Genomic DNA, 15096 nt, shown 5'->3' on the forward strand with positions numbered 1-15096 from the left:
CATGAGCGCTCCTCTGACCCTGGCGGTGGACTGCGGCGGCAGCGGCATTAAGGCGAACGTCCTCGACGGGGCGGGCACGGCCCACGCCGAACCGGTGCGGGTGCCGACGCCGTACCCGCTCCCGCCGGAGCGGCTGGTGGGCGTCGTCGCGGACATCGCCGCCCGGCTGCCACGGGCGAGCCGGGTGACGCTCGGGATGCCGGGGATGGTGCGGCACGGCGTGGTCGTGCACACCCCGCACTACGTGACGCGCTCGGGGCCGCGCTCCCGGGTCGACCCGGCGCTCGTGGAGCGCTGGCGCAGCCTCGACGTGCGGGCCGTGCTGCAGGAGCGGCTCGGTGTCCCGGCGCTGGTCCTCAACGACGCGGAGGTGCACGGTGCGGGCGTCATCGCGTCGTCGGGGCTGGAGCTGGTCCTCACGCTCGGCACCGGGCTGGGTGCGGCGCTGTTCGACGGCGGCCGCCTCGCCCCGCACCTGGAGTGGTCGCGGGCGCCGGTGCGGCGCGGCACCTCCTACGACGCGTGGTTGGGCGAGCCGGAGCGCCGTCGGCTGGGTGACGGGCTCTGGTCGCGCCGGGTCCTGACGGCCGTCGAGGCGCTCCGGCCGGTGTTCTGGTGGGACCGGTTGTACCTGGGCGGCGGAAACTCCCGGCGGCTGACGCGCTCGGCGCTGGACCGGCTGGGCGACGACGTCGTCGTCGTGCCGAACTCGGCGGCCCTCACGGGCGGGGTCCGCGCCTGGGACCTCCTCGTGGACTGACGCGGGCTCACGCGCGGGCGCCGACGGCGTCGTACGCCTCCAGCACGGCTCGGGTGAAGGCGACCGGCTGGTCGAGGCTGACGAGGTGCCGGGCGTGCGGGACGACGACGACGCGCGCGTCGGCGCCGCTGCTGCGTGCCGCGGCCAGCATCGACCGCTCGTGCCCGCGGAAGTGGTCCCACTGACCGTTGACGAGCCGGACGGGGCTCGTGGCGGCGCCCAGCGCGGCCCGGACGTCGATGCCGCCGACCGCGGCCAGGACGTCGGCCATCGCGTCGAGGGCGAAGCCCCCGGCGGCGAGGTCGACGCCGGACTGCGCGTCCAGCATGCCGCGCACCAGGAGCTCGTTGAGACGGGCCCCGCTGTCGGGCCAGCTCTCGATCCAGCGCGCCAGGTGGAGCCAGCCGGCGCGCAGCGGGGTGGCCGGGTCGGTGCAGCAGGAGGCGGCGACGAGCCCGGCGCTCTGCTCGGGGTGGCGGGCGCGGTGCTCGATCGCCACGTACCCGCCGAGGGAGAGCCCGACGACGAGGGCGCTGCCACCGGCGTCGTCGACGGCGACCCGCACGGTGTCGACGGCGTCGTCGAGCCCGAAGCGGACGTCCCGCCGGGAGCCGTGCCCGGGCAGGTCCACGGCGACGACCGGCACGTCGAGGCGGGTCAGCGCCTCGACCTGCCGTCGCCACATGGTGGCGGACGTGCGCGAACCGTGCAGCAGCACCACGGGGAGCATGCGTTCACCGTAGGGACGACGAGAGCCCCGCACCACCGGTGCGGGGCTCTGCGACGTGCTGCAGGGAGGGAGGCCTCAGGCCTCCTTCTTCTCCTCGGCCTCGGGGGCCTCGACCTCGGCGGTCTCGGTCTCGGTGGCCTCGGTCTCGGCGACCGGGGTCTCCTCGACCTTCTCCGGCTCGGCGGCCTTCTCGGTGGCCTTCGTGGCCTCCTTGACGACGGCCTGCTTCGGGCTGACCGGCTCGGTCACGAGCTCGATGACCGCCATCGGGGCGTTGTCGCCCTTGCGGTTGCCGACCTTGGTGATGCGGGTGTAGCCACCGTTGCGCTCGGCCATGGCCGGGGCGATCTCGGTGAACAGCGTGTGCACCACGGACTTGTCGCGCACGATGCGCAGGACGCGACGACGGGCGTGCAGGTCGCCGCGCTTCGCGAACGTGATGAGGCGCTCGGCCAGCGGACGCAGGCGCTTGGCCTTGGTCTCGGTGGTCGTGATGCGGCCGTGCTCGAAGAGCGCGGTCGTCAGGTTCGCCAGGATCAGGCGCTGGTGAGCCGGGCTGCCACCGAGCCGCGGACCCTTGGTGGGGGTAGGCATGTCAGGTTCTCCTTGGATGTGGTCCCGCGCCGCGCGGCCCCGTCATGTCGAGCGGTGCCGCAGCCTGCGCAGAGCGTCAGTACGACTGCTCGTCGCCGTAGGTGGTGTCGTCGTCCCCGCCGTAGTACTGCGCAGCGGTGGGGTCGAAGTCGAGCGGCGAGTCCTTGAGGGCCAGGCCGAGCTCGGCCAGCTTCTCCTTGACCTCGTTGATCGACTTGGCACCGAAGTTGCGGATGTCGAGCAGGTCCGCCTCGCTGCGCGCCACGAGCTCACCGACCTGGTGGATGCCCTCGCGCTTGAGGCAGTTGTACGAGCGGATGGTGAGGTTGAGCTCCTCGATCGGCAGCGCCAGGTCCGCGGCCAGCGCGGAGTCCGTCGGCGACGGGCCGATCTCGATGCCCTCGGCCTCGACGTTGAGCTCACGGGCCAGCCCGAAGAGCTCGACGAGGGTCTTGCCCGCCGAGGCGAGAGCGTCGCGCGGCGCGATGGCCTGCTTCGACTCGACGTCGACGATCAGCTTGTCGAAGTCCGTGCGCTGCTCGACACGGGTCGCCTCGACCTTGTACGTGACCTTGAGGACCGGCGAGTAGATCGAGTCCACGGGGATGCGGCCGATCTCGGCGTCCGGCATCTTGTTCTGCGCGGCGGACACGTAGCCACGGCCCCGCTCGACGGTGAGCTCGATCTCGAGCTTGCCCTCGTCGTTCAGGGTGGCGATGTGCAGGTCCGGGTTGTGCACCTCGACGCCCGCGGGCGGGACGATGTCCGCCGCGGTCGCCGCCCCGGCACCCTGCTTGCGCAGGTACATCACGACCGGCTCGTCGTTCTCCGAGGAGACGACGATGTTCTTGATGTTGAGGATGATCTCGGTGACGTCCTCCTTCACACCCGGCACGGTGGTGAACTCGTGGAGCACACCGTCGATGCGGATGGAGGTGACCGCCGCGCCCGGGATGGACGACAGCAGCGTGCGACGCAGCGAGTTCCCGAGCGTGTAGCCGAAGCCCGGCTCGAGAGGCTCGATGGAGAAGCGCGAACGGTACTCCGAGATGACCTCTTCGGTCAGCGAGGGGCGCTGTGCGATGAGCACTGGTTTGGTCCTTTCAGTGTGCGTCCGCCATATGACGCATCACGGATCCGCGGGTCACGCGGTCCCGGGCGGGATTCGGTCCACCCGTCCGGGCAGGGGTCCGGCCGGCCGAGCCTGGGCTCAGCCGGCCGGGACACGATCAGACGCGGCGACGCTTGGGCGGGCGGCAGCCGTTGTGCGCCTGCGGGGTCACGTCCTGGATGGAGCCGACCTCGATGCCGGTCGCCTGGAGGGAGCGGATGGCGGTCTCACGACCGGAACCCGGGCCCTTGACGAAGACGTCGACCTTCTTGACGCCGTGCTCCTGAGCGCGGCGGGCGGCCGACTCGGCAGCGAGCTGAGCGGCGTAGGGGGTCGACTTGCGCGAGCCCTTGAAGCCGACGTGGCCGGCGGAGGCCCACGAGATCACGGCGCCCGACGGGTCGGTGATCGACACGATCGTGTTGTTGAAGGTGCTCTTGATGTGCGCCTGGCCGAGCGGGACGTTCTTCTTGTCCTTGCGGCGCGGCTTGCGCGAAGCGGCGGAGCGAGTCTTGGGAGGCATGTGCTTGGTATCTCCTGGTCTGAGGTCGTCGGACCGGGGCGGACGTCAGCGACGCTGGTCCGCTCCACGGACTGCTGACGTCAGCGGGCCTTCTTCTTGCCCGCGACGGTGCGCTTCTTGCCCTTGCGGGTACGCGCGTTGGTCTTGGTGCGCTGACCGCGCACCGGCAGCCCGCGACGGTGACGCAGACCCTGGTAGGTGCCGATCTCGACCTTGCGGCGGATGTCGGCGGCGACCTCACGGCGGAGGTCACCCTCGAGCTGGAAGTTGCCCTCCAGGAAGTCGCGCAGCGAGACGAGCTCGGCGTCGCCGAGGTCCTTCACGCGCGTGTCCGCCGAGATGCCCGTCGCGGCGAGAGCCTGCTCCGAGCGGGTACGGCCGACGCCATAGATGTAGGTGAGCGCGACCACGACCCGCTTGTCACGGGGGAGGTCGACGCCGATAAGACGTGCCATGTGCCTTCCGGCTCCTGTACTTCGTCCAGAGGTCTTCGCACCTGCCTCCCGCGGGATCGCGGGCCCCGGCCCCTGGACCGAGGGTTCCCCTGCCGGTGAGGCAGGTTCGTGCTGGTGCGCTGGTGGCGTCAGCCCGGAGGCTGGACGCAGGTGGTGCGAGGGCTCAGCCCTGACGCTGCTTGTGGCGCAGGTTCTCGCAGATCACCATGACGCGACCGTGCCGGCGAATCACCTTGCACTTGTCGCAGATCTTCTTGACGCTCGGCTTGACCTTCATCAGTGTTCCTCCGCCGCCTCCTGAGTACCGGTCAGGGACCGGGTGCGCAGGCGGCGATGTCGATCGGGTGGGGGATGACGACTACTTGTAGCGGTAGACGATCCGGCCACGGGACAGGTCGTACGGGCTCAGCTCCACCACGACCCGGTCCTCGGGGAGGATCCGGATGTAGTGCTGACGCATCTTGCCCGAGATGTGGGCGAGGACCTTGTGACCGTTGGCCAGCTCCACGCGGAACATCGCGTTCGGCAGAGCCTCGATCACGCTGCCCTCGATCTCGATGACACCGTCCTTTTTTGCCATGTCCTCCGCTAACTCTCGTCTGTGTCTTTCGACGGACTGCACCCACGGCCTCGAACCCGCTGCGGCAGACCGCAGGGAGTCTCGGGGACGTGGGTCGTGTGCTTCCGCTCGCCCTGATGCCGACCTCGGTCCTCGCGATCTCTCGCAGGAGTGCCAAGGACGAGCGCTCACGAACGGACTACACCCGACTGACCATCGTACTCCATCGGATCGGTCGGGCAAGCCGGTGCTACGTCACACCCGTCGCGGGGTCACGCGAGCCCGTCCAGCGCGACCGGCGTCACGCCGAAGGGCTCCAGACCTGCGGCGCCGAGGTCCGGCGCCGTCAGGACCGCGACGCCGGACTCGAGGACGGCCACCGAGTGCTCCCAGTGGGCCGCCCGGGAGCCGTCGACCGTCACGACCGTCCAGTCGTCGGCCAGCACCCGGGTGTCGGCGGACCCCCGGGTGACCATCGGCTCGATCGCCAGGCACATCCCGGGGCGCACGCGCGGCCCCCGGTCCCCCGACGCCCGGTAGTTGAGGACGTCCGGCGGCTGGTGCATCGCCGACCCGATCCCGTGGCCCGTGTAGTCCTCCACGATGCCGAGCTCGGTGCCGTGCAGGTCGCCGGCCAGCTCGACGGCGGCCTCCACCGCGTCCCCGACCTCGCCGACGCGCCGTGCGCCCGCGAGGGCGGCGATCCCCGCCCACATCGACGTCCGCGTGGCCTGCACCAGCAGCACGTCGCCGGGGTCGAACCCCTCCCCCGCGTCCTCGGGGTCGTGGGCGCCGTCCTCGCCGAGCAGGAACGTCACGGCCGAGTCGCCGTGCCAGCCGTCCACGATCGCGCCGCAGTCGACCGAGACGACGTCACCCGCTGCCAGCACCCGGTCGCCGGGGATGCCGTGCACGACCTCCTCGTTGACCGACGTGCAGATCGTCGCGGGGAAGCCGTGGTAGCCGAGGAACGACGGATCCGCGCCGGCCGCGCCGATGACGCCGGCCGCGACGGCGTCCAGGTCCGCCGTCGTCATCCCCGGGCGGGCCGCGGCCCGCACCGCCGCCAGCGCGTCGGCGACCACCAGGCCGGCACGGCGCATGAGCAGCACCTGGTCGAGCGACTTCAGCTCGACCTTGTCACGGGACAGGAACACGGCACTCCTCGGGGCGCAGCACGACGCCGCCCCGCGCGAGGCGGGACGGCGTCGTGGTGATGACGGTGACGGGCACACCTCAGCCGAGCTGCTGCGCGAGCCCCGCGACGATGCGGTCGGTGACGTCGGTGATCTCACCGATGCCGTCGACCTGCACGAGCAGGTCCCGCGCGGCGTAGGCCGCCGTCAGCGGGGCGGTCTCGGCGTCGTAGATGTCCAGGCGGCGCGCGATGGCGTCCGGGGTGTCGTCCTCACGGCCCTCGATCTCGGCCCGCTTGGCGATGCGCGCGAGCAGCTCGTCGCGGTCCGCGGTGAGCTCGATGACGCCGTCGAGGTCCCAGCCGAGGTCGGTGAGGATCCCGTCGAGCGCCTCGACCTGGTGCGCGTTGCGCGGGTACCCGTCGAGGAGGAAGCCGGCCTGGACGTCGTCCTCGCCGAGACGGTCGCGGACCATCGAGTCCGTGACCTCGTCGGGGACGAGCTCGCCCTTGGCGGAGTACTCCTGCGCCAGCCGGCCGAGCTCCGTGCCGCCCTTGATGTTGGCCCGGAAGATGTCACCCGTCGAGATCGCCGGGATGCCGAACACCTCGGCGAGGCGAGCGGCCTGCGTGCCCTTGCCCGCGCCCTGCGGCCCCATGATCACGAGGCGCGTGACCCGCCCCTCGGCGTTCGGGGTGCCGTGGAGCTCACGACGGGTGGTCGGGGTGGTGGACTCGGTCAACGGAGGAACCCTTCGTAGTGTCGCTGCTGGAGCTGAGCATTGACCTGCTTCACGAACTCCAGGCCCACACCGACGATGATGAGGATCGAGGTGCCGCCGAACGGGATGTTCGTGGTGACCCCGAGGATCACCAGCACCAGCGTCGGGATGAGGGCGACGACGGCGAGATAGAGCGCGCCGGCGGACGTGATGCGGGTGATCACGAAGTCCAGGTACTCGGCGGTGGGCCGACCGGCGCGGATACCGGGGATGAAGCCCCCGTACTTCTTCATGTTGTCCGCGACCTCGTCCGGGTTGAACGTGATCGACGTGTAGAAGAAGGCGAAGAAGATGATCATCGCGATGTAGATCACGATGTACAGGCCCTGGTCCTGCTGGGCCAGGTTGTTCGAGATCCAGATGACCCAGTCGGCGCTCTGGTCGCCGAACTGGGCGAGCAGCGCCGGGATGGCGAGGATCGACGCGGCGAAGATGACGGGGATGACGCCCGCCATGTTGATCTTGATCGGGATGTACGTGCTCGTCCCGCCGTACATGCGCCGGCCGACCATGCGCTTCGCGTACTGCACCGGGATCCGGCGCTGCGACTGCTCGACGAAGACGACCATCGCGATGACCAGGACGATCATGATCAGCACGATGATGAAGTTGAGGACGCCGTTCGCGCCGCCCGCGATCGACCAGAGGGCCGTCGGGAAGCTCGCGACGATCGACGTGAAGATGAGCAGCGACATGCCGTTGCCGATGCCGCGCTCGGTGATGAGCTCGCCGAGCCACATGACCAGGCCGGTGCCGGCGGTCATCGTCAGCACCATGAGCGCCGCGGTCATGAACCGGTCGTCGACGACCACGTCGAGGCCGCAGCCCGGGAACAGCAGCCCCGTGCGCGCCGTCGTGATGATGGTCGTGGACTGCAGGATCGCCAGGGCGATCGTCAGGTAGCGGGTGTACTGCGTGAGCTTCGCCTGCCCCGACTGGCCCTCCTTGTGCAGGGCCTCGAACCGCGGGATGACGACCCGCAGGAGCTGCACGATGATGCTGGCCGTGATGTAGGGCATGATCCCGAGCGCGAAGATCGACAGCTGCAGCAGCGCACCGCCGCTGAAGGTGTTGACGAGCCCGAGCAGCGACGTGCTGTCCTCCAGCACCGCCGCGCACTGCTGCACGTTGACGTAGTCCACGCCCGGCGCCGGGATGAACGACCCCACCCGGAACAGCGCCATGATCGCGATCGTGAACAGCAGCTTGCGCCGCAGGTCCGGTGTCCGGAAAGCCCGGCCGAATGCGCTGAGCACCTATCCTCCTGACCCGCCTGGGCGGGGTGTCGTGTCGCCGACGGAGCCGGCGAGGTGTGGGGCGCGTCGTCGCGGAGTCACCGCGGCGCCGACGTCCCGGGTCGGTCGTGGTCCGGTCGGGGGGTTCCCGACGGCCCCGCACACACGCTGCGCGGAACGGACCGTGACGGATTCTACGTGCCTCAGGGAGTGACCCGGGCCACTGTCGTCCGCTGGCAACCTAGCAGACCGGCAGGGCGCCGTCCGGCGCCGGGGCGCCGCACGACGGCCGTCACCGGCCCGGACAGCACGCAGGGCCGGCGGCGCATGCGCACCACCGGCCCTGCGTCCGTTCTCAGTCCTCGGAGACCGAGCCGCCGGCCGCCAGGATCTTGTCCTTGGCAGAGCCGGACAGCGCGTCGACCGCGACGTCCAGCTTGACGGTGATCTCACCCGTGCCGAGCACCTTCACCGGCTGGCCCTTGCGGACCGCGCCCTTGGCGACGAGGTCCTCGACGGTGACGGAGCCACCCTCGGGGTACAGCGCGGCGAGCTTGTCCAGGTTCACGACCTGGAACTCGACGCGGAACGGGTTCTTGAACCCGCGCAGCTTCGGGAGGCGCATGTGCAGAGGCATCTGCCCACCCTCGAAGCGTGCGGGGACCTGGTAGCGAGCCTTCGTACCCTTGGTACCGCGACCTGCCGTCTTGCCCTTCGACGCCTCACCACGACCCACACGGGTCTTGGCCTTCTTGGCGCCGGGAGCCGGACGCAGGTGGTGCACCTTGAGCGGCTGCACCTTCTCGGTGTTGTCAGCCATTGTCAGTCGACCTCCTCGACGGTGACGAGATGCGCCACCGTGGCGACCATGCCGCGGATCTCCGGACGGTCTTCCTTCACGGCGGTGTCGCCGATCCGCTTGAGACCGAGGGTCCGCAGCGTGTCACGCTGGTTCTGCTTGCCGCCGATGGCGGACCGGGTCTGGGTGACCTTCAGACGAGCCATCACGCACCCACCTTCTCGTCAGCCTTCTTCGCGGCCTTGTCGGCGAGGCCCGCGGCCTGGGCACGCAGGAGGGAGGCCGGGGCCACGTCCTCCAGCGGCAGACCACGACGGGCGGCGACGGCGGCCGGCTCCTCGAGACCCTTGAGGGCCTCGACGGTGGCGTGCACGATGTTGATCGCGTTCGACGAGCCGAGCGACTTGCTCAGCACGTCGTGGATGCCCGCGCACTCCAGCACGGCGCGCACCGGACCACCGGCGATCACACCGGTACCCGGCGAGGCCGGACGGAGGAAGACCACGCCGGCGGCCTTCTCACCCTGGATGGGGTGCGGGATGGTGCCCTGGATGCGGGGGACGCGGAAGAAGTTCTTCTTCGCCTCCTCGACGCCCTTGGCGATCGCCGCGGGCACCTCCTTGGCCTTCCCGTAGCCGACACCGACGGTGCCGTCGCCGTCGCCCACCACGACCAGCGCGGTGAAGCTGAAGCGGCGGCCGCCCTTGACGACCTTGGACACGCGGTTGATGGTGACGACGCGCTCGACGAACGCGCTCTTCTCCTCACCGCGGGGGTTGCGGCGGTCGTCGCGCCGGTTGGACCGACGACCGTCGTTCTTGGACTCGTTGGCGCCCTGGGGGGCGCCGGTGTTGCGCTGCCCTGCAGCCATCAGAGGATCCTCATCTTCCGTGCGTACGTCGTGTCGATCACAGCGCCAGACCGCCTTCGCGGGCGCCGTCGGCGACCGCAGCCACCCGGCCGTGGTACTTGTTGCCACCACGGTCGAAGACGACGGACTCGATGCCGGCGGCCTTGGCACGCTCGGCGACGAGCTCGCCCACCTTGCGGGCCTTGGCGGTCTTGTCGCCGTCCAGCGCACGCAGGTCGGCCTCGAGCGTCGAGGCGGAAGCCAGGGTCTTGCCGACCGTGTCGTCCACGACCTGCGCCACCATGTGACGCGACGAACGGGTCACGACGAGGCGCGGACGCACCCCGGTGCCCTTGATCTTCTTGCGGAGGCGAAGGTGGCGGCGCTGGCGAGCGACGGACTTGCCCTTGCCCAGAATCTTGAGAGCCATCACTTACCAGCCTTTCCGACCTTGCGACGGACGACCTCGTCGGCGTAGCGCACACCCTTGCCCTTGTAGGGCTCGGGCTTGCGGATCTTGCGGATGTTCGCAGCGACCTCGCCGACCTGCTGCTTGTCGATGCCGGCCACGGTGAACTTCGTCGGGGACTCCACCGTGAAGGTGATGCCCTCCGGCGCGGCGATCTGGACCGGGTGCGAGAAGCCGAGGGCGAACTCGAGGTCCGAGCCCTTGGCGGTCACGCGGTAACCGGTGCCGACGATCTCGAGCTTCTTGGCGTAGCCGTCGGTCACACCGGTGATCATGTTGGCCAGAAGCGTGCGGGTCAGGCCGTGCAGGGCACGCGACTTCCGCTCGTCGTCGGGGCGCGAGACCTTGAGGGTCCCGTCCTCCTCGGCGACGGTGATGGGGGTGGCGACGGTGTGCTCGAGAGAACCCTTGGGGCCCTTCACGGTCACGAGCGCGCCGCTGATGGTGACGTCCACGCCGGCCGGGACCGGAACGGGGAGCTTGCCGATTCGAGACATTGGCGTCTCTCCTTTCCGATTACCAGACGTAGGCGATGACTTCGCCGCCCACACCCTTGGCCTGGGCCTGACGGTCCGTCAGGAGGCCGGAAGAGGTGGACAGGATGGCAACGCCGAGGCCGCCGAGGACCTTGGGCAGGTTGGTGGACTTCGCGTAGACACGCAGGCCGGGCTTGGACACGCGGCGGACGCCGGTCAGGGCGCGCTCACGGCTCGGGCCGTACTTGAGGTCGATGGTGAGGTTCTGCCCCACCGTCGCGTCCTCGACGGACCAGCCGGCGATGTAGCCCTCGGCCTGGAGGATGTCGGCGATACGCGACTTCAGCTTCGAGAACGGCATGGTGACCGTGTCGTGGTGCGCCGAGTTCGCGTTACGCAGACGCGTCAGCATGTCTGCGATCGGGTCGGTCATAGTCATCGGGCTCTAGCCCTTCCTCGCCGGGGTATCCGTGCGGTGCTCGTCGAGCACCGCACGGACCTACGGCGTAGTTGTTTTACCAGCTGCTCTTGGTGACGCCGGGGAGCTCGCCACGGTGGGCCATCTCCCGCAGGCAGATGCGGCACAGGCCGAACTTGCGGTACACCGAGTGCGGACGACCGCACCGCTGGCACCGCGTGTAGGCGCGCACGGCGAACTTCGGCTTGGCGTTCGCCTTGTTGATCAGGGCCTTCTTCGCCATGTCAGTTCTCCTTGAAGGGGAAGCCGAGACGGCGCAGCAGGGAGCGGCCCTCGTCGTCGGTCGTCGCCGTCGTCACGATCGTGATGTCCATACCGCGGACACGGTCGATCTTGTCCTGGTCGATCTCGTGGAACATCGACTGCTCCGTGAGGCCGAACGTGTAGTTGCCGTGCCCGTCGAACTGCTTCGGGCTCAGACCACGGAAGTCGCGGATGCGAGGCAGCGCGGTCGACAGCAGACGGTCGAGGAACTCCCACATGCGGTCGCCGCGCAGCGTGACGTGCGCGCCGATCGGCATGCCCTCACGCAGCTTGAACTGCGCGATGGACTTCTTGGCGCGGTTGACCTGCGGCTTCTGACCGGTGATGGCGGTCAGGTCGCGGATCGCGCCCTCGATCAGCTTCGAGTCCTTGGCCGCGTCACCGACACCCATGTTGACGACGATCTTCGTCAGACCGGCGACCTGCTGGACGTTGGCGTGGCCGAACTCCTCGAGGAGCGCGGAGAGGATCTCCTCGCGGTACTTCTGCTTGAGGCGCGGCAGGGCCGGGGCCTCGAGAGTCGTCTCGGTCATCAGATGTCCTTCCCGGAACGCTTCGCGACGCGGACGCGCACCGTGCGGGTGCGACCGTCCTGCTCGACCTGCTCGGAGCGGAACCCGACGCGGGTGCCCTTCTTCGTCTCCGGGTCAACCAGCATCACGTTCGACACGTGGATCGGCGCCTCGACGGTCTCGATGCCACCCGTGCGGGTGCCACGAGCCGACTGGCCGGCCTTGACGTGCTTGGTGACGCGCTGGACGCCCTCGACGATGACACGGTCGGAGTCCTTGAGGACCTCGAGCACGCGACCGGTGAGGCCCTTGTCGCGACCGGCGATGACGATCACCTGGTCGCCCTTCTTGATCTTGGCCATGGTCAGAGCACCTCCGGTGCGAGCGAGATGATCTTCATGAACTTCTTGTCGCGCAGCTCGCGGCCGACCGGCCCGAAGATGCGCGTGCCACGCGGCTCGCCCTCGTTCTTGAGGATGACGGCGGCGTTCTCGTCGAACTTGATGTAGGAACCGTCGGGACGACGGCGCTCCTTGACGGTCCGGACGACGACCGCCTTGACGACGTCACCCTTCTTCACGTTGCCGCCCGGGATCGCGTCCTTGACGGTGGCGACGATGGTGTCGCCGATACCGGCGTAGCGACGGCCGGAGCCACCGAGAACACGGATGCAGAGAATCTCCTTGGCACCCGTGTTGTCGGCGACACGCAGTCGCGACTCCTGCTGGATCATCGATTGATCTCCTGTCGTCGAGCTGGTTCTCGGCCCGGGAGGTCCCGGGCGAGCCTTGCCGAACGGATAGTTGCTGTGGTGGGGGGCCGGTGCATACGTGTGTCACACCGGCGCCCCACCGGGGAAGGTCGAGTGCTTACTTGGCCTTCTCGAGGATCTCCACCAGGCGCCACCGCTTGGTCGCGGACAGCGGGCGGGTCTCCATGATGACGACCAGGTCGCCGATGCCGGCGGTGTTCTGCTCGTCGTGCGCCTTCACCTTGTTGGTGCGACGCATGACCTTGCCGTAGAGGGGGTGCTTCACACGGTCCTCGACCGCGACGACGATGGTCTTCTCCATCTTGTCGCTGACGACGTAACCGCGACGCACCTTGCGGGAAGCCCGCTCCTCGGTGGTCACCGTGTCGGTGTTCTCGCTCATCAGTGCCTCACTCACTCACGCTCGGGGCCGTACGGATGCCGAGCTCGCGCTCACGCAGGACCGTGTAGATCCGCGAGATGTCACGCTTGACCGCCTTGAGACGGCCGTGCGACTCGAGCTGGCCGGTGGCCGCCTGGAAGCGGAGGTTGAAGAGCTCCTCCTTGGCCTCCTTGACCTTCGCGACGAGCGTCTCGTCGTCGAAGCCGTCGAGGTCGGCCGGGGCCAGGCCCTGGGTTCCGATAGCCATCAGTTCGCACCACCCTCGCGCACCACGAAACGGCACTTCATCGGGAGCTTGTGCATCGCGCGGCGCATGGCCTCGCGAGCGAGCTCCTCGGGGACACCGGCCAGCTCGAAGACGATGCGGCCGGGCTTGACGTTGGCGACCCACCACTCGGGGGAACCCTTACCGGAACCCATGCGGGTCTCGGCGGGCTTCTTCGTGAGGGGACGGTCCGGGTAGATGTTGATCCAGACCTTGCCGCCACGCTTGATGTGGCGGGTCATCGCGATACGAGCAGCCTCGATCTGGCGGTTCGTGACGTAGGCGGGCTCGAGAGCCTGGATGCCGAAGTCACCGAACGAGATCGTGGTGCCACCCTTGGCAGCGCCGGAGCGCTTCGGGTGGTGCTGCTTGCGGTGCTTGAGCCTGCGGGGGATCAGCATGACTCAGGCCTCCGTTCCGGACTCGGGCGCTGCGGCCTGCTCGGCCGGCGCGTCGGTCGCGGCAGGGGCGTCGGCAGACTGACGCTGCGGGCGCTCGGTACGACGACCGGCACCACCACGACGCTCGCCACCGCGCTCGCCACGGGGCCCACGGCCCTGGCGGGGAGCGGCGGTCGCCTGCTGCGCGGCGAACTCCTTCTCGGTGAGGTCGCCCTTGTAGATCCAGACCTTCACGCCGATGCGGCCGAAGGTCGTGCGGGCCTCGAAGAAGCCGTAGTCGATGTTCGCGCGAAGGGTGTGCAGCGGCACGCGACCCTCGCGGTAGAACTCCGACCGGCTCATCTCGGCGCCGCCGAGACGACCCGAGACCTGCACGCGGATGCCCTTCGCGCCGGCGCGCTGCGCGGACTGGATGCCCTTGCGCATGGCACGACGGAAGGAGACACGGCTCGCGAGCTGCTCGGCGATGCCCTGCGCGACCAGCTGCGACTCGATCTCGGCGTTCTTGACCTCGAGGATGTTGAGCTGCACCTGCTTGCCGGTGAGCTTCTCGAGCTCGCCGCGGATGCGGTCGGCCTCGGCGCCACGACGGCCGATGACGATGCCCGGGCGCGCCGTGTGGATGTCCACGCGGACGCGGTCGCGGGTGCGCTCGATCTCGACCTTGGCGATGCCGGCCCGCTCGAGGCCGGTGCTCATCAGCTTGCGGATCTCGACGTCCTCGCGGACGTAGTCGCGGTACCGCTGACCGGGCTTGGTGCTGTCGGCGAACCAGCGCGACCGGTGGTCGGTGGTGATGCCGAGGCGGTACCCGTGCGGGTGAATCTTCTGCCCCACTATCGGGCCCCTTCCTTCTGCTCACGCGGTGCGACGACCACGGTGATGTGGCTGGTGCGCTTGAGGATCTGGCTCGCACGCCCCTGGGCCCGCGGACGGAACCGCTTGAGCGTCGGGCCCTCGTCCACGAACGCCGCCGAGACGAAGAGCTCCGTCTCGTCGAAGCGCTCGCTCGCGCGGTCGGCCTTCACCCGGGCGTTCGCCACCGCGGACTCGACGACCTTCAGCACCGGCTCGCTCGCCGCCTGCGGCGCGAACTTCAGCACCGCGACGGCCTCGGCGGCCTGCTTGCCACGGATGAGGTCCACGACGCGCCGGGCCTTCTGGGGCGTGACACGGACGAACCGCGCCTGCGCCTTGGCTTCCATTGCTGTCCTGCTTCCTTTTCTCAGACAGTCCAGATCGCTACCACTGACCCGAGGTCAGCGGCGGCGACCCTTCTTGTCGTCCTTCACGTGGCCGCGGAAGGTCCGCGTAGGGGCGAACTCGCCCAGCTTGTGCCCGACCATCGACTCGGTCACGAAGACCGGGACGTGCTTGCGACCGTCGTGCACGGCAAAGGTGTGACCGAGGAAGTCGGGCGTGATGACCGACCGGCGGGACCAGGTCTTGATGACGTTCTTGGTCCCCTTCTCGTTCTGGACGTCCACCTTCTTCTGGAGGTGGCCATCGATGAAGGGGCCCTTCTTCAGGCTACGAGGCATCTG

General features: G+C 69.3%; 27 protein-coding genes. 1 reads left to right on the forward strand and 26 read right to left on the reverse strand.

Features of this window, described 5'->3' with window-relative positions; genetic code table 11:
• Position 1 precedes the first annotated feature (1 nt).
• Complete coding sequence (locus I598_RS08000) at positions 2-760, forward strand: ROK family protein (protein ID WP_157557186.1); 759 nt, start codon at positions 2-4, stop codon at positions 758-760.
• A 7-nt stretch (positions 761-767) separates the two neighbouring features.
• Here I598_RS08000 and I598_RS08005 read toward each other — a convergent pair whose 3' ends face one another.
• The 26 genes from I598_RS08005 to rpsS all read right to left on the reverse strand — a co-directional run bounded on the left by I598_RS08005 (position 768) and on the right by rpsS (position 15093).
• On the reverse strand, positions 768-1490 hold the full coding sequence (locus tag I598_RS08005) for an alpha/beta fold hydrolase (protein ID WP_068202508.1): 723 nt from the start codon (positions 1488-1490) through the stop codon (positions 768-770).
• 75 nt (positions 1491-1565) lie between these two features.
• A complete protein-coding gene (gene rplQ / locus I598_RS08010) occupies positions 1566-2084 on the reverse strand; it encodes a 50S ribosomal protein L17 (RefSeq protein ID WP_068202509.1) in 519 nt (172 codons plus the stop codon).
• Positions 2085-2160: 76 nt separating this feature from the next.
• A complete protein-coding gene (locus I598_RS08015) occupies positions 2161-3174 on the reverse strand; it encodes a DNA-directed RNA polymerase subunit alpha (RefSeq protein WP_068202510.1) in 1014 nt (337 codons plus the stop codon).
• 139 nt (positions 3175-3313) lie between these two features.
• A complete protein-coding gene (gene rpsK / locus I598_RS08020; protein WP_068202511.1) occupies positions 3314-3718 on the reverse strand; it encodes a 30S ribosomal protein S11 in 405 nt (134 codons plus the stop codon).
• A gap of 80 nt (positions 3719-3798) precedes the next feature.
• Positions 3799-4173, reverse strand: a complete 375-nt coding sequence (gene rpsM, locus I598_RS08025) for a 30S ribosomal protein S13 (protein WP_068202512.1) — start codon at positions 4171-4173, stop codon at positions 3799-3801.
• A gap of 163 nt (positions 4174-4336) precedes the next feature.
• Positions 4337-4450 carry a 50S ribosomal protein L36 gene (gene rpmJ / locus I598_RS08030; protein WP_009740505.1) on the reverse strand — a complete coding sequence of 38 codons (114 nt, stop codon included), beginning with the start codon at positions 4448-4450 and terminating at the stop codon, positions 4337-4339.
• Between the two features lie 81 nt (positions 4451-4531).
• Positions 4532-4753 carry a translation initiation factor IF-1 gene (gene infA, locus I598_RS08035; RefSeq protein ID WP_012877432.1) on the reverse strand — a complete coding sequence of 74 codons (222 nt, stop codon included), beginning with the start codon at positions 4751-4753 and terminating at the stop codon, positions 4532-4534.
• Between the two features lie 251 nt (positions 4754-5004).
• The gene (map, locus tag I598_RS08040; protein ID WP_068205132.1) at positions 5005-5835 is read right to left on the reverse strand and encodes a type I methionyl aminopeptidase; all 831 of its coding nucleotides are present in this window, start codon (positions 5833-5835) and stop codon (positions 5005-5007) included.
• Between the two features lie 133 nt (positions 5836-5968).
• Positions 5969-6526, reverse strand: a complete 558-nt coding sequence (locus tag I598_RS08045) for an adenylate kinase (protein WP_068205133.1) — start codon at positions 6524-6526, stop codon at positions 5969-5971.
• An 80-nt stretch (positions 6527-6606) separates the two neighbouring features.
• The gene (gene secY, locus I598_RS08050; RefSeq protein ID WP_068202513.1) at positions 6607-7905 is read right to left on the reverse strand and encodes a preprotein translocase subunit SecY; all 1299 of its coding nucleotides are present in this window, start codon (positions 7903-7905) and stop codon (positions 6607-6609) included.
• Between the two features lie 334 nt (positions 7906-8239).
• Positions 8240-8704 carry a 50S ribosomal protein L15 gene (rplO, locus tag I598_RS08055; RefSeq protein WP_068202514.1) on the reverse strand — a complete coding sequence of 155 codons (465 nt, stop codon included), beginning with the start codon at positions 8702-8704 and terminating at the stop codon, positions 8240-8242.
• Positions 8705-8706: 2 nt separating this feature from the next.
• On the reverse strand, positions 8707-8889 hold the full coding sequence (gene rpmD, locus I598_RS08060; RefSeq protein ID WP_068202515.1) for a 50S ribosomal protein L30: 183 nt from the start codon (positions 8887-8889) through the stop codon (positions 8707-8709).
• Positions 8889-9554: a 30S ribosomal protein S5 gene (rpsE, locus tag I598_RS08065; RefSeq protein WP_068202516.1), complete on the reverse strand. Its 666-nt coding sequence runs from the start codon at positions 9552-9554 to the stop codon at positions 8889-8891. Before rpsE ends, rpmD begins: the two co-directional genes overlap by 1 nt.
• Positions 9555-9591: 37 nt before the next feature.
• A complete protein-coding gene (rplR, locus tag I598_RS08070; RefSeq protein WP_068202517.1) occupies positions 9592-9963 on the reverse strand; it encodes a 50S ribosomal protein L18 in 372 nt (123 codons plus the stop codon).
• On the reverse strand, positions 9963-10499 hold the full coding sequence (gene rplF / locus I598_RS08075) for a 50S ribosomal protein L6 (protein WP_068202518.1): 537 nt from the start codon (positions 10497-10499) through the stop codon (positions 9963-9965). The genes rplR and rplF overlap by 1 nt, the downstream gene beginning before the upstream one ends.
• Before the next feature lie 19 nt (positions 10500-10518).
• The gene (gene rpsH, locus I598_RS08080) at positions 10519-10917 is read right to left on the reverse strand and encodes a 30S ribosomal protein S8 (protein WP_068202519.1); all 399 of its coding nucleotides are present in this window, start codon (positions 10915-10917) and stop codon (positions 10519-10521) included.
• Between the two features lie 76 nt (positions 10918-10993).
• Entirely contained in the window at positions 10994-11179 is a 186-nt protein-coding gene (locus tag I598_RS08085) for a type Z 30S ribosomal protein S14 (RefSeq protein WP_013837851.1), read from the reverse strand.
• Position 11180: 1 nt separating this feature from the next.
• Positions 11181-11753 carry a 50S ribosomal protein L5 gene (gene rplE / locus I598_RS08090; RefSeq protein WP_068202520.1) on the reverse strand — a complete coding sequence of 191 codons (573 nt, stop codon included), beginning with the start codon at positions 11751-11753 and terminating at the stop codon, positions 11181-11183.
• The gene (gene rplX, locus I598_RS08095) at positions 11753-12094 is read right to left on the reverse strand and encodes a 50S ribosomal protein L24 (RefSeq protein WP_068202521.1); all 342 of its coding nucleotides are present in this window, start codon (positions 12092-12094) and stop codon (positions 11753-11755) included. Before rplX ends, rplE begins: the two co-directional genes overlap by 1 nt.
• 2 nt (positions 12095-12096) lie before the next feature.
• Positions 12097-12465: a 50S ribosomal protein L14 gene (rplN, locus tag I598_RS08100; protein WP_068202522.1), complete on the reverse strand. Its 369-nt coding sequence runs from the start codon at positions 12463-12465 to the stop codon at positions 12097-12099.
• A gap of 136 nt (positions 12466-12601) precedes the next feature.
• The gene (rpsQ, locus tag I598_RS08105; protein ID WP_068202523.1) at positions 12602-12886 is read right to left on the reverse strand and encodes a 30S ribosomal protein S17; all 285 of its coding nucleotides are present in this window, start codon (positions 12884-12886) and stop codon (positions 12602-12604) included.
• A gap of 7 nt (positions 12887-12893) precedes the next feature.
• Entirely contained in the window at positions 12894-13133 is a 240-nt protein-coding gene (gene rpmC / locus I598_RS08110; RefSeq protein ID WP_068202524.1) for a 50S ribosomal protein L29, read from the reverse strand.
• The gene (gene rplP, locus I598_RS08115; RefSeq protein WP_068202525.1) at positions 13133-13552 is read right to left on the reverse strand and encodes a 50S ribosomal protein L16; all 420 of its coding nucleotides are present in this window, start codon (positions 13550-13552) and stop codon (positions 13133-13135) included. The genes rpmC and rplP overlap by 1 nt, the downstream gene beginning before the upstream one ends.
• A gap of 3 nt (positions 13553-13555) precedes the next feature.
• The gene (rpsC, locus tag I598_RS08120; RefSeq protein WP_068202526.1) at positions 13556-14389 is read right to left on the reverse strand and encodes a 30S ribosomal protein S3; all 834 of its coding nucleotides are present in this window, start codon (positions 14387-14389) and stop codon (positions 13556-13558) included.
• A complete protein-coding gene (gene rplV / locus I598_RS08125; protein WP_068202527.1) occupies positions 14389-14757 on the reverse strand; it encodes a 50S ribosomal protein L22 in 369 nt (122 codons plus the stop codon). The genes rpsC and rplV overlap by 1 nt, the downstream gene beginning before the upstream one ends.
• 54 nt (positions 14758-14811) lie before the next feature.
• Positions 14812-15093 carry a 30S ribosomal protein S19 gene (gene rpsS, locus I598_RS08130; RefSeq protein WP_068202528.1) on the reverse strand — a complete coding sequence of 94 codons (282 nt, stop codon included), beginning with the start codon at positions 15091-15093 and terminating at the stop codon, positions 14812-14814.
• Positions 15094-15096 lie beyond the last annotated feature (3 nt).

Source organism: Isoptericola dokdonensis DS-3, from assembly GCF_001636295.1.
GTDB classification, from domain to species: domain Bacteria; phylum Actinomycetota; class Actinomycetes; order Actinomycetales; family Cellulomonadaceae; genus Isoptericola; species Isoptericola dokdonensis.

Excerpts from the sequence above, each read along its gene's own strand:
- rpsH (WP_068202519.1), bottom strand. The coding sequence starts at position 10,917 with ATGACTATGACCGACCCGATCGCAGACATGCTGACGCGTCTGCGTAAC.
- infA (WP_012877432.1), bottom strand. The coding sequence starts at position 4,753 with ATGGCAAAAAAGGACGGTGTCATCGAGATCGAGGGCAGCGTGATCGAG.
- rplE (WP_068202520.1), bottom strand. The coding sequence starts at position 11,753 with ATGACCGAGACGACTCTCGAGGCCCCGGCCCTGCCGCGCCTCAAGCAG.
- I598_RS08005 (WP_068202508.1), bottom strand. The coding sequence starts at position 1,490 with ATGCTCCCCGTGGTGCTGCTGCACGGTTCGCGCACGTCCGCCACCATG.
- I598_RS08000 (WP_157557186.1), top strand. The coding sequence starts at position 2 with ATGAGCGCTCCTCTGACCCTGGCGGTGGACTGCGGCGGCAGCGGCATT.
- rplN (WP_068202522.1), bottom strand. The coding sequence starts at position 12,465 with ATGATCCAGCAGGAGTCGCGACTGCGTGTCGCCGACAACACGGGTGCC.
- rpmC (WP_068202524.1), bottom strand. The coding sequence starts at position 13,133 with ATGGCTATCGGAACCCAGGGCCTGGCCCCGGCCGACCTCGACGGCTTC.
- rplV (WP_068202527.1), bottom strand. The coding sequence starts at position 14,757 with ATGGAAGCCAAGGCGCAGGCGCGGTTCGTCCGTGTCACGCCCCAGAAG.
- rplQ (WP_068202509.1), bottom strand. The coding sequence starts at position 2,084 with ATGCCTACCCCCACCAAGGGTCCGCGGCTCGGTGGCAGCCCGGCTCAC.
- rpmD (WP_068202515.1), bottom strand. The coding sequence starts at position 8,889 with ATGGCTCGTCTGAAGGTCACCCAGACCCGGTCCGCCATCGGCGGCAAG.
- rpsK (WP_068202511.1), bottom strand. The coding sequence starts at position 3,718 with ATGCCTCCCAAGACTCGCTCCGCCGCTTCGCGCAAGCCGCGCCGCAAG.
- rpsE (WP_068202516.1), bottom strand. The coding sequence starts at position 9,554 with ATGGCTGCAGGGCAGCGCAACACCGGCGCCCCCCAGGGCGCCAACGAG.
- rpsM (WP_068202512.1), bottom strand. The coding sequence starts at position 4,173 with ATGGCACGTCTTATCGGCGTCGACCTCCCCCGTGACAAGCGGGTCGTG.
- rpsQ (WP_068202523.1), bottom strand. The coding sequence starts at position 12,886 with ATGAGCGAGAACACCGACACGGTGACCACCGAGGAGCGGGCTTCCCGC.
- rpsS (WP_068202528.1), bottom strand. The coding sequence starts at position 15,093 with ATGCCTCGTAGCCTGAAGAAGGGCCCCTTCATCGATGGCCACCTCCAG.
- rplX (WP_068202521.1), bottom strand. The coding sequence starts at position 12,094 with ATGGCCAAGATCAAGAAGGGCGACCAGGTGATCGTCATCGCCGGTCGC.
- rpmJ (WP_009740505.1), bottom strand. The coding sequence starts at position 4,450 with ATGAAGGTCAAGCCGAGCGTCAAGAAGATCTGCGACAAGTGCAAGGTG.
- rplR (WP_068202517.1), bottom strand. The coding sequence starts at position 9,963 with ATGGCTCTCAAGATTCTGGGCAAGGGCAAGTCCGTCGCTCGCCAGCGC.
- rplP (WP_068202525.1), bottom strand. The coding sequence starts at position 13,552 with ATGCTGATCCCCCGCAGGCTCAAGCACCGCAAGCAGCACCACCCGAAG.
- I598_RS08045 (WP_068205133.1), bottom strand. The coding sequence starts at position 6,526 with ATGGGGCCGCAGGGCGCGGGCAAGGGCACGCAGGCCGCTCGCCTCGCC.
- rplF (WP_068202518.1), bottom strand. The coding sequence starts at position 10,499 with ATGTCTCGAATCGGCAAGCTCCCCGTTCCGGTCCCGGCCGGCGTGGAC.
- map (WP_068205132.1), bottom strand. The coding sequence starts at position 5,835 with ATGCGCCGTGCCGGCCTGGTGGTCGCCGACGCGCTGGCGGCGGTGCGG.
- rplO (WP_068202514.1), bottom strand. The coding sequence starts at position 8,704 with ATGGCTGACAACACCGAGAAGGTGCAGCCGCTCAAGGTGCACCACCTG.
- I598_RS08085 (WP_013837851.1), bottom strand. The coding sequence starts at position 11,179 with ATGGCGAAGAAGGCCCTGATCAACAAGGCGAACGCCAAGCCGAAGTTC.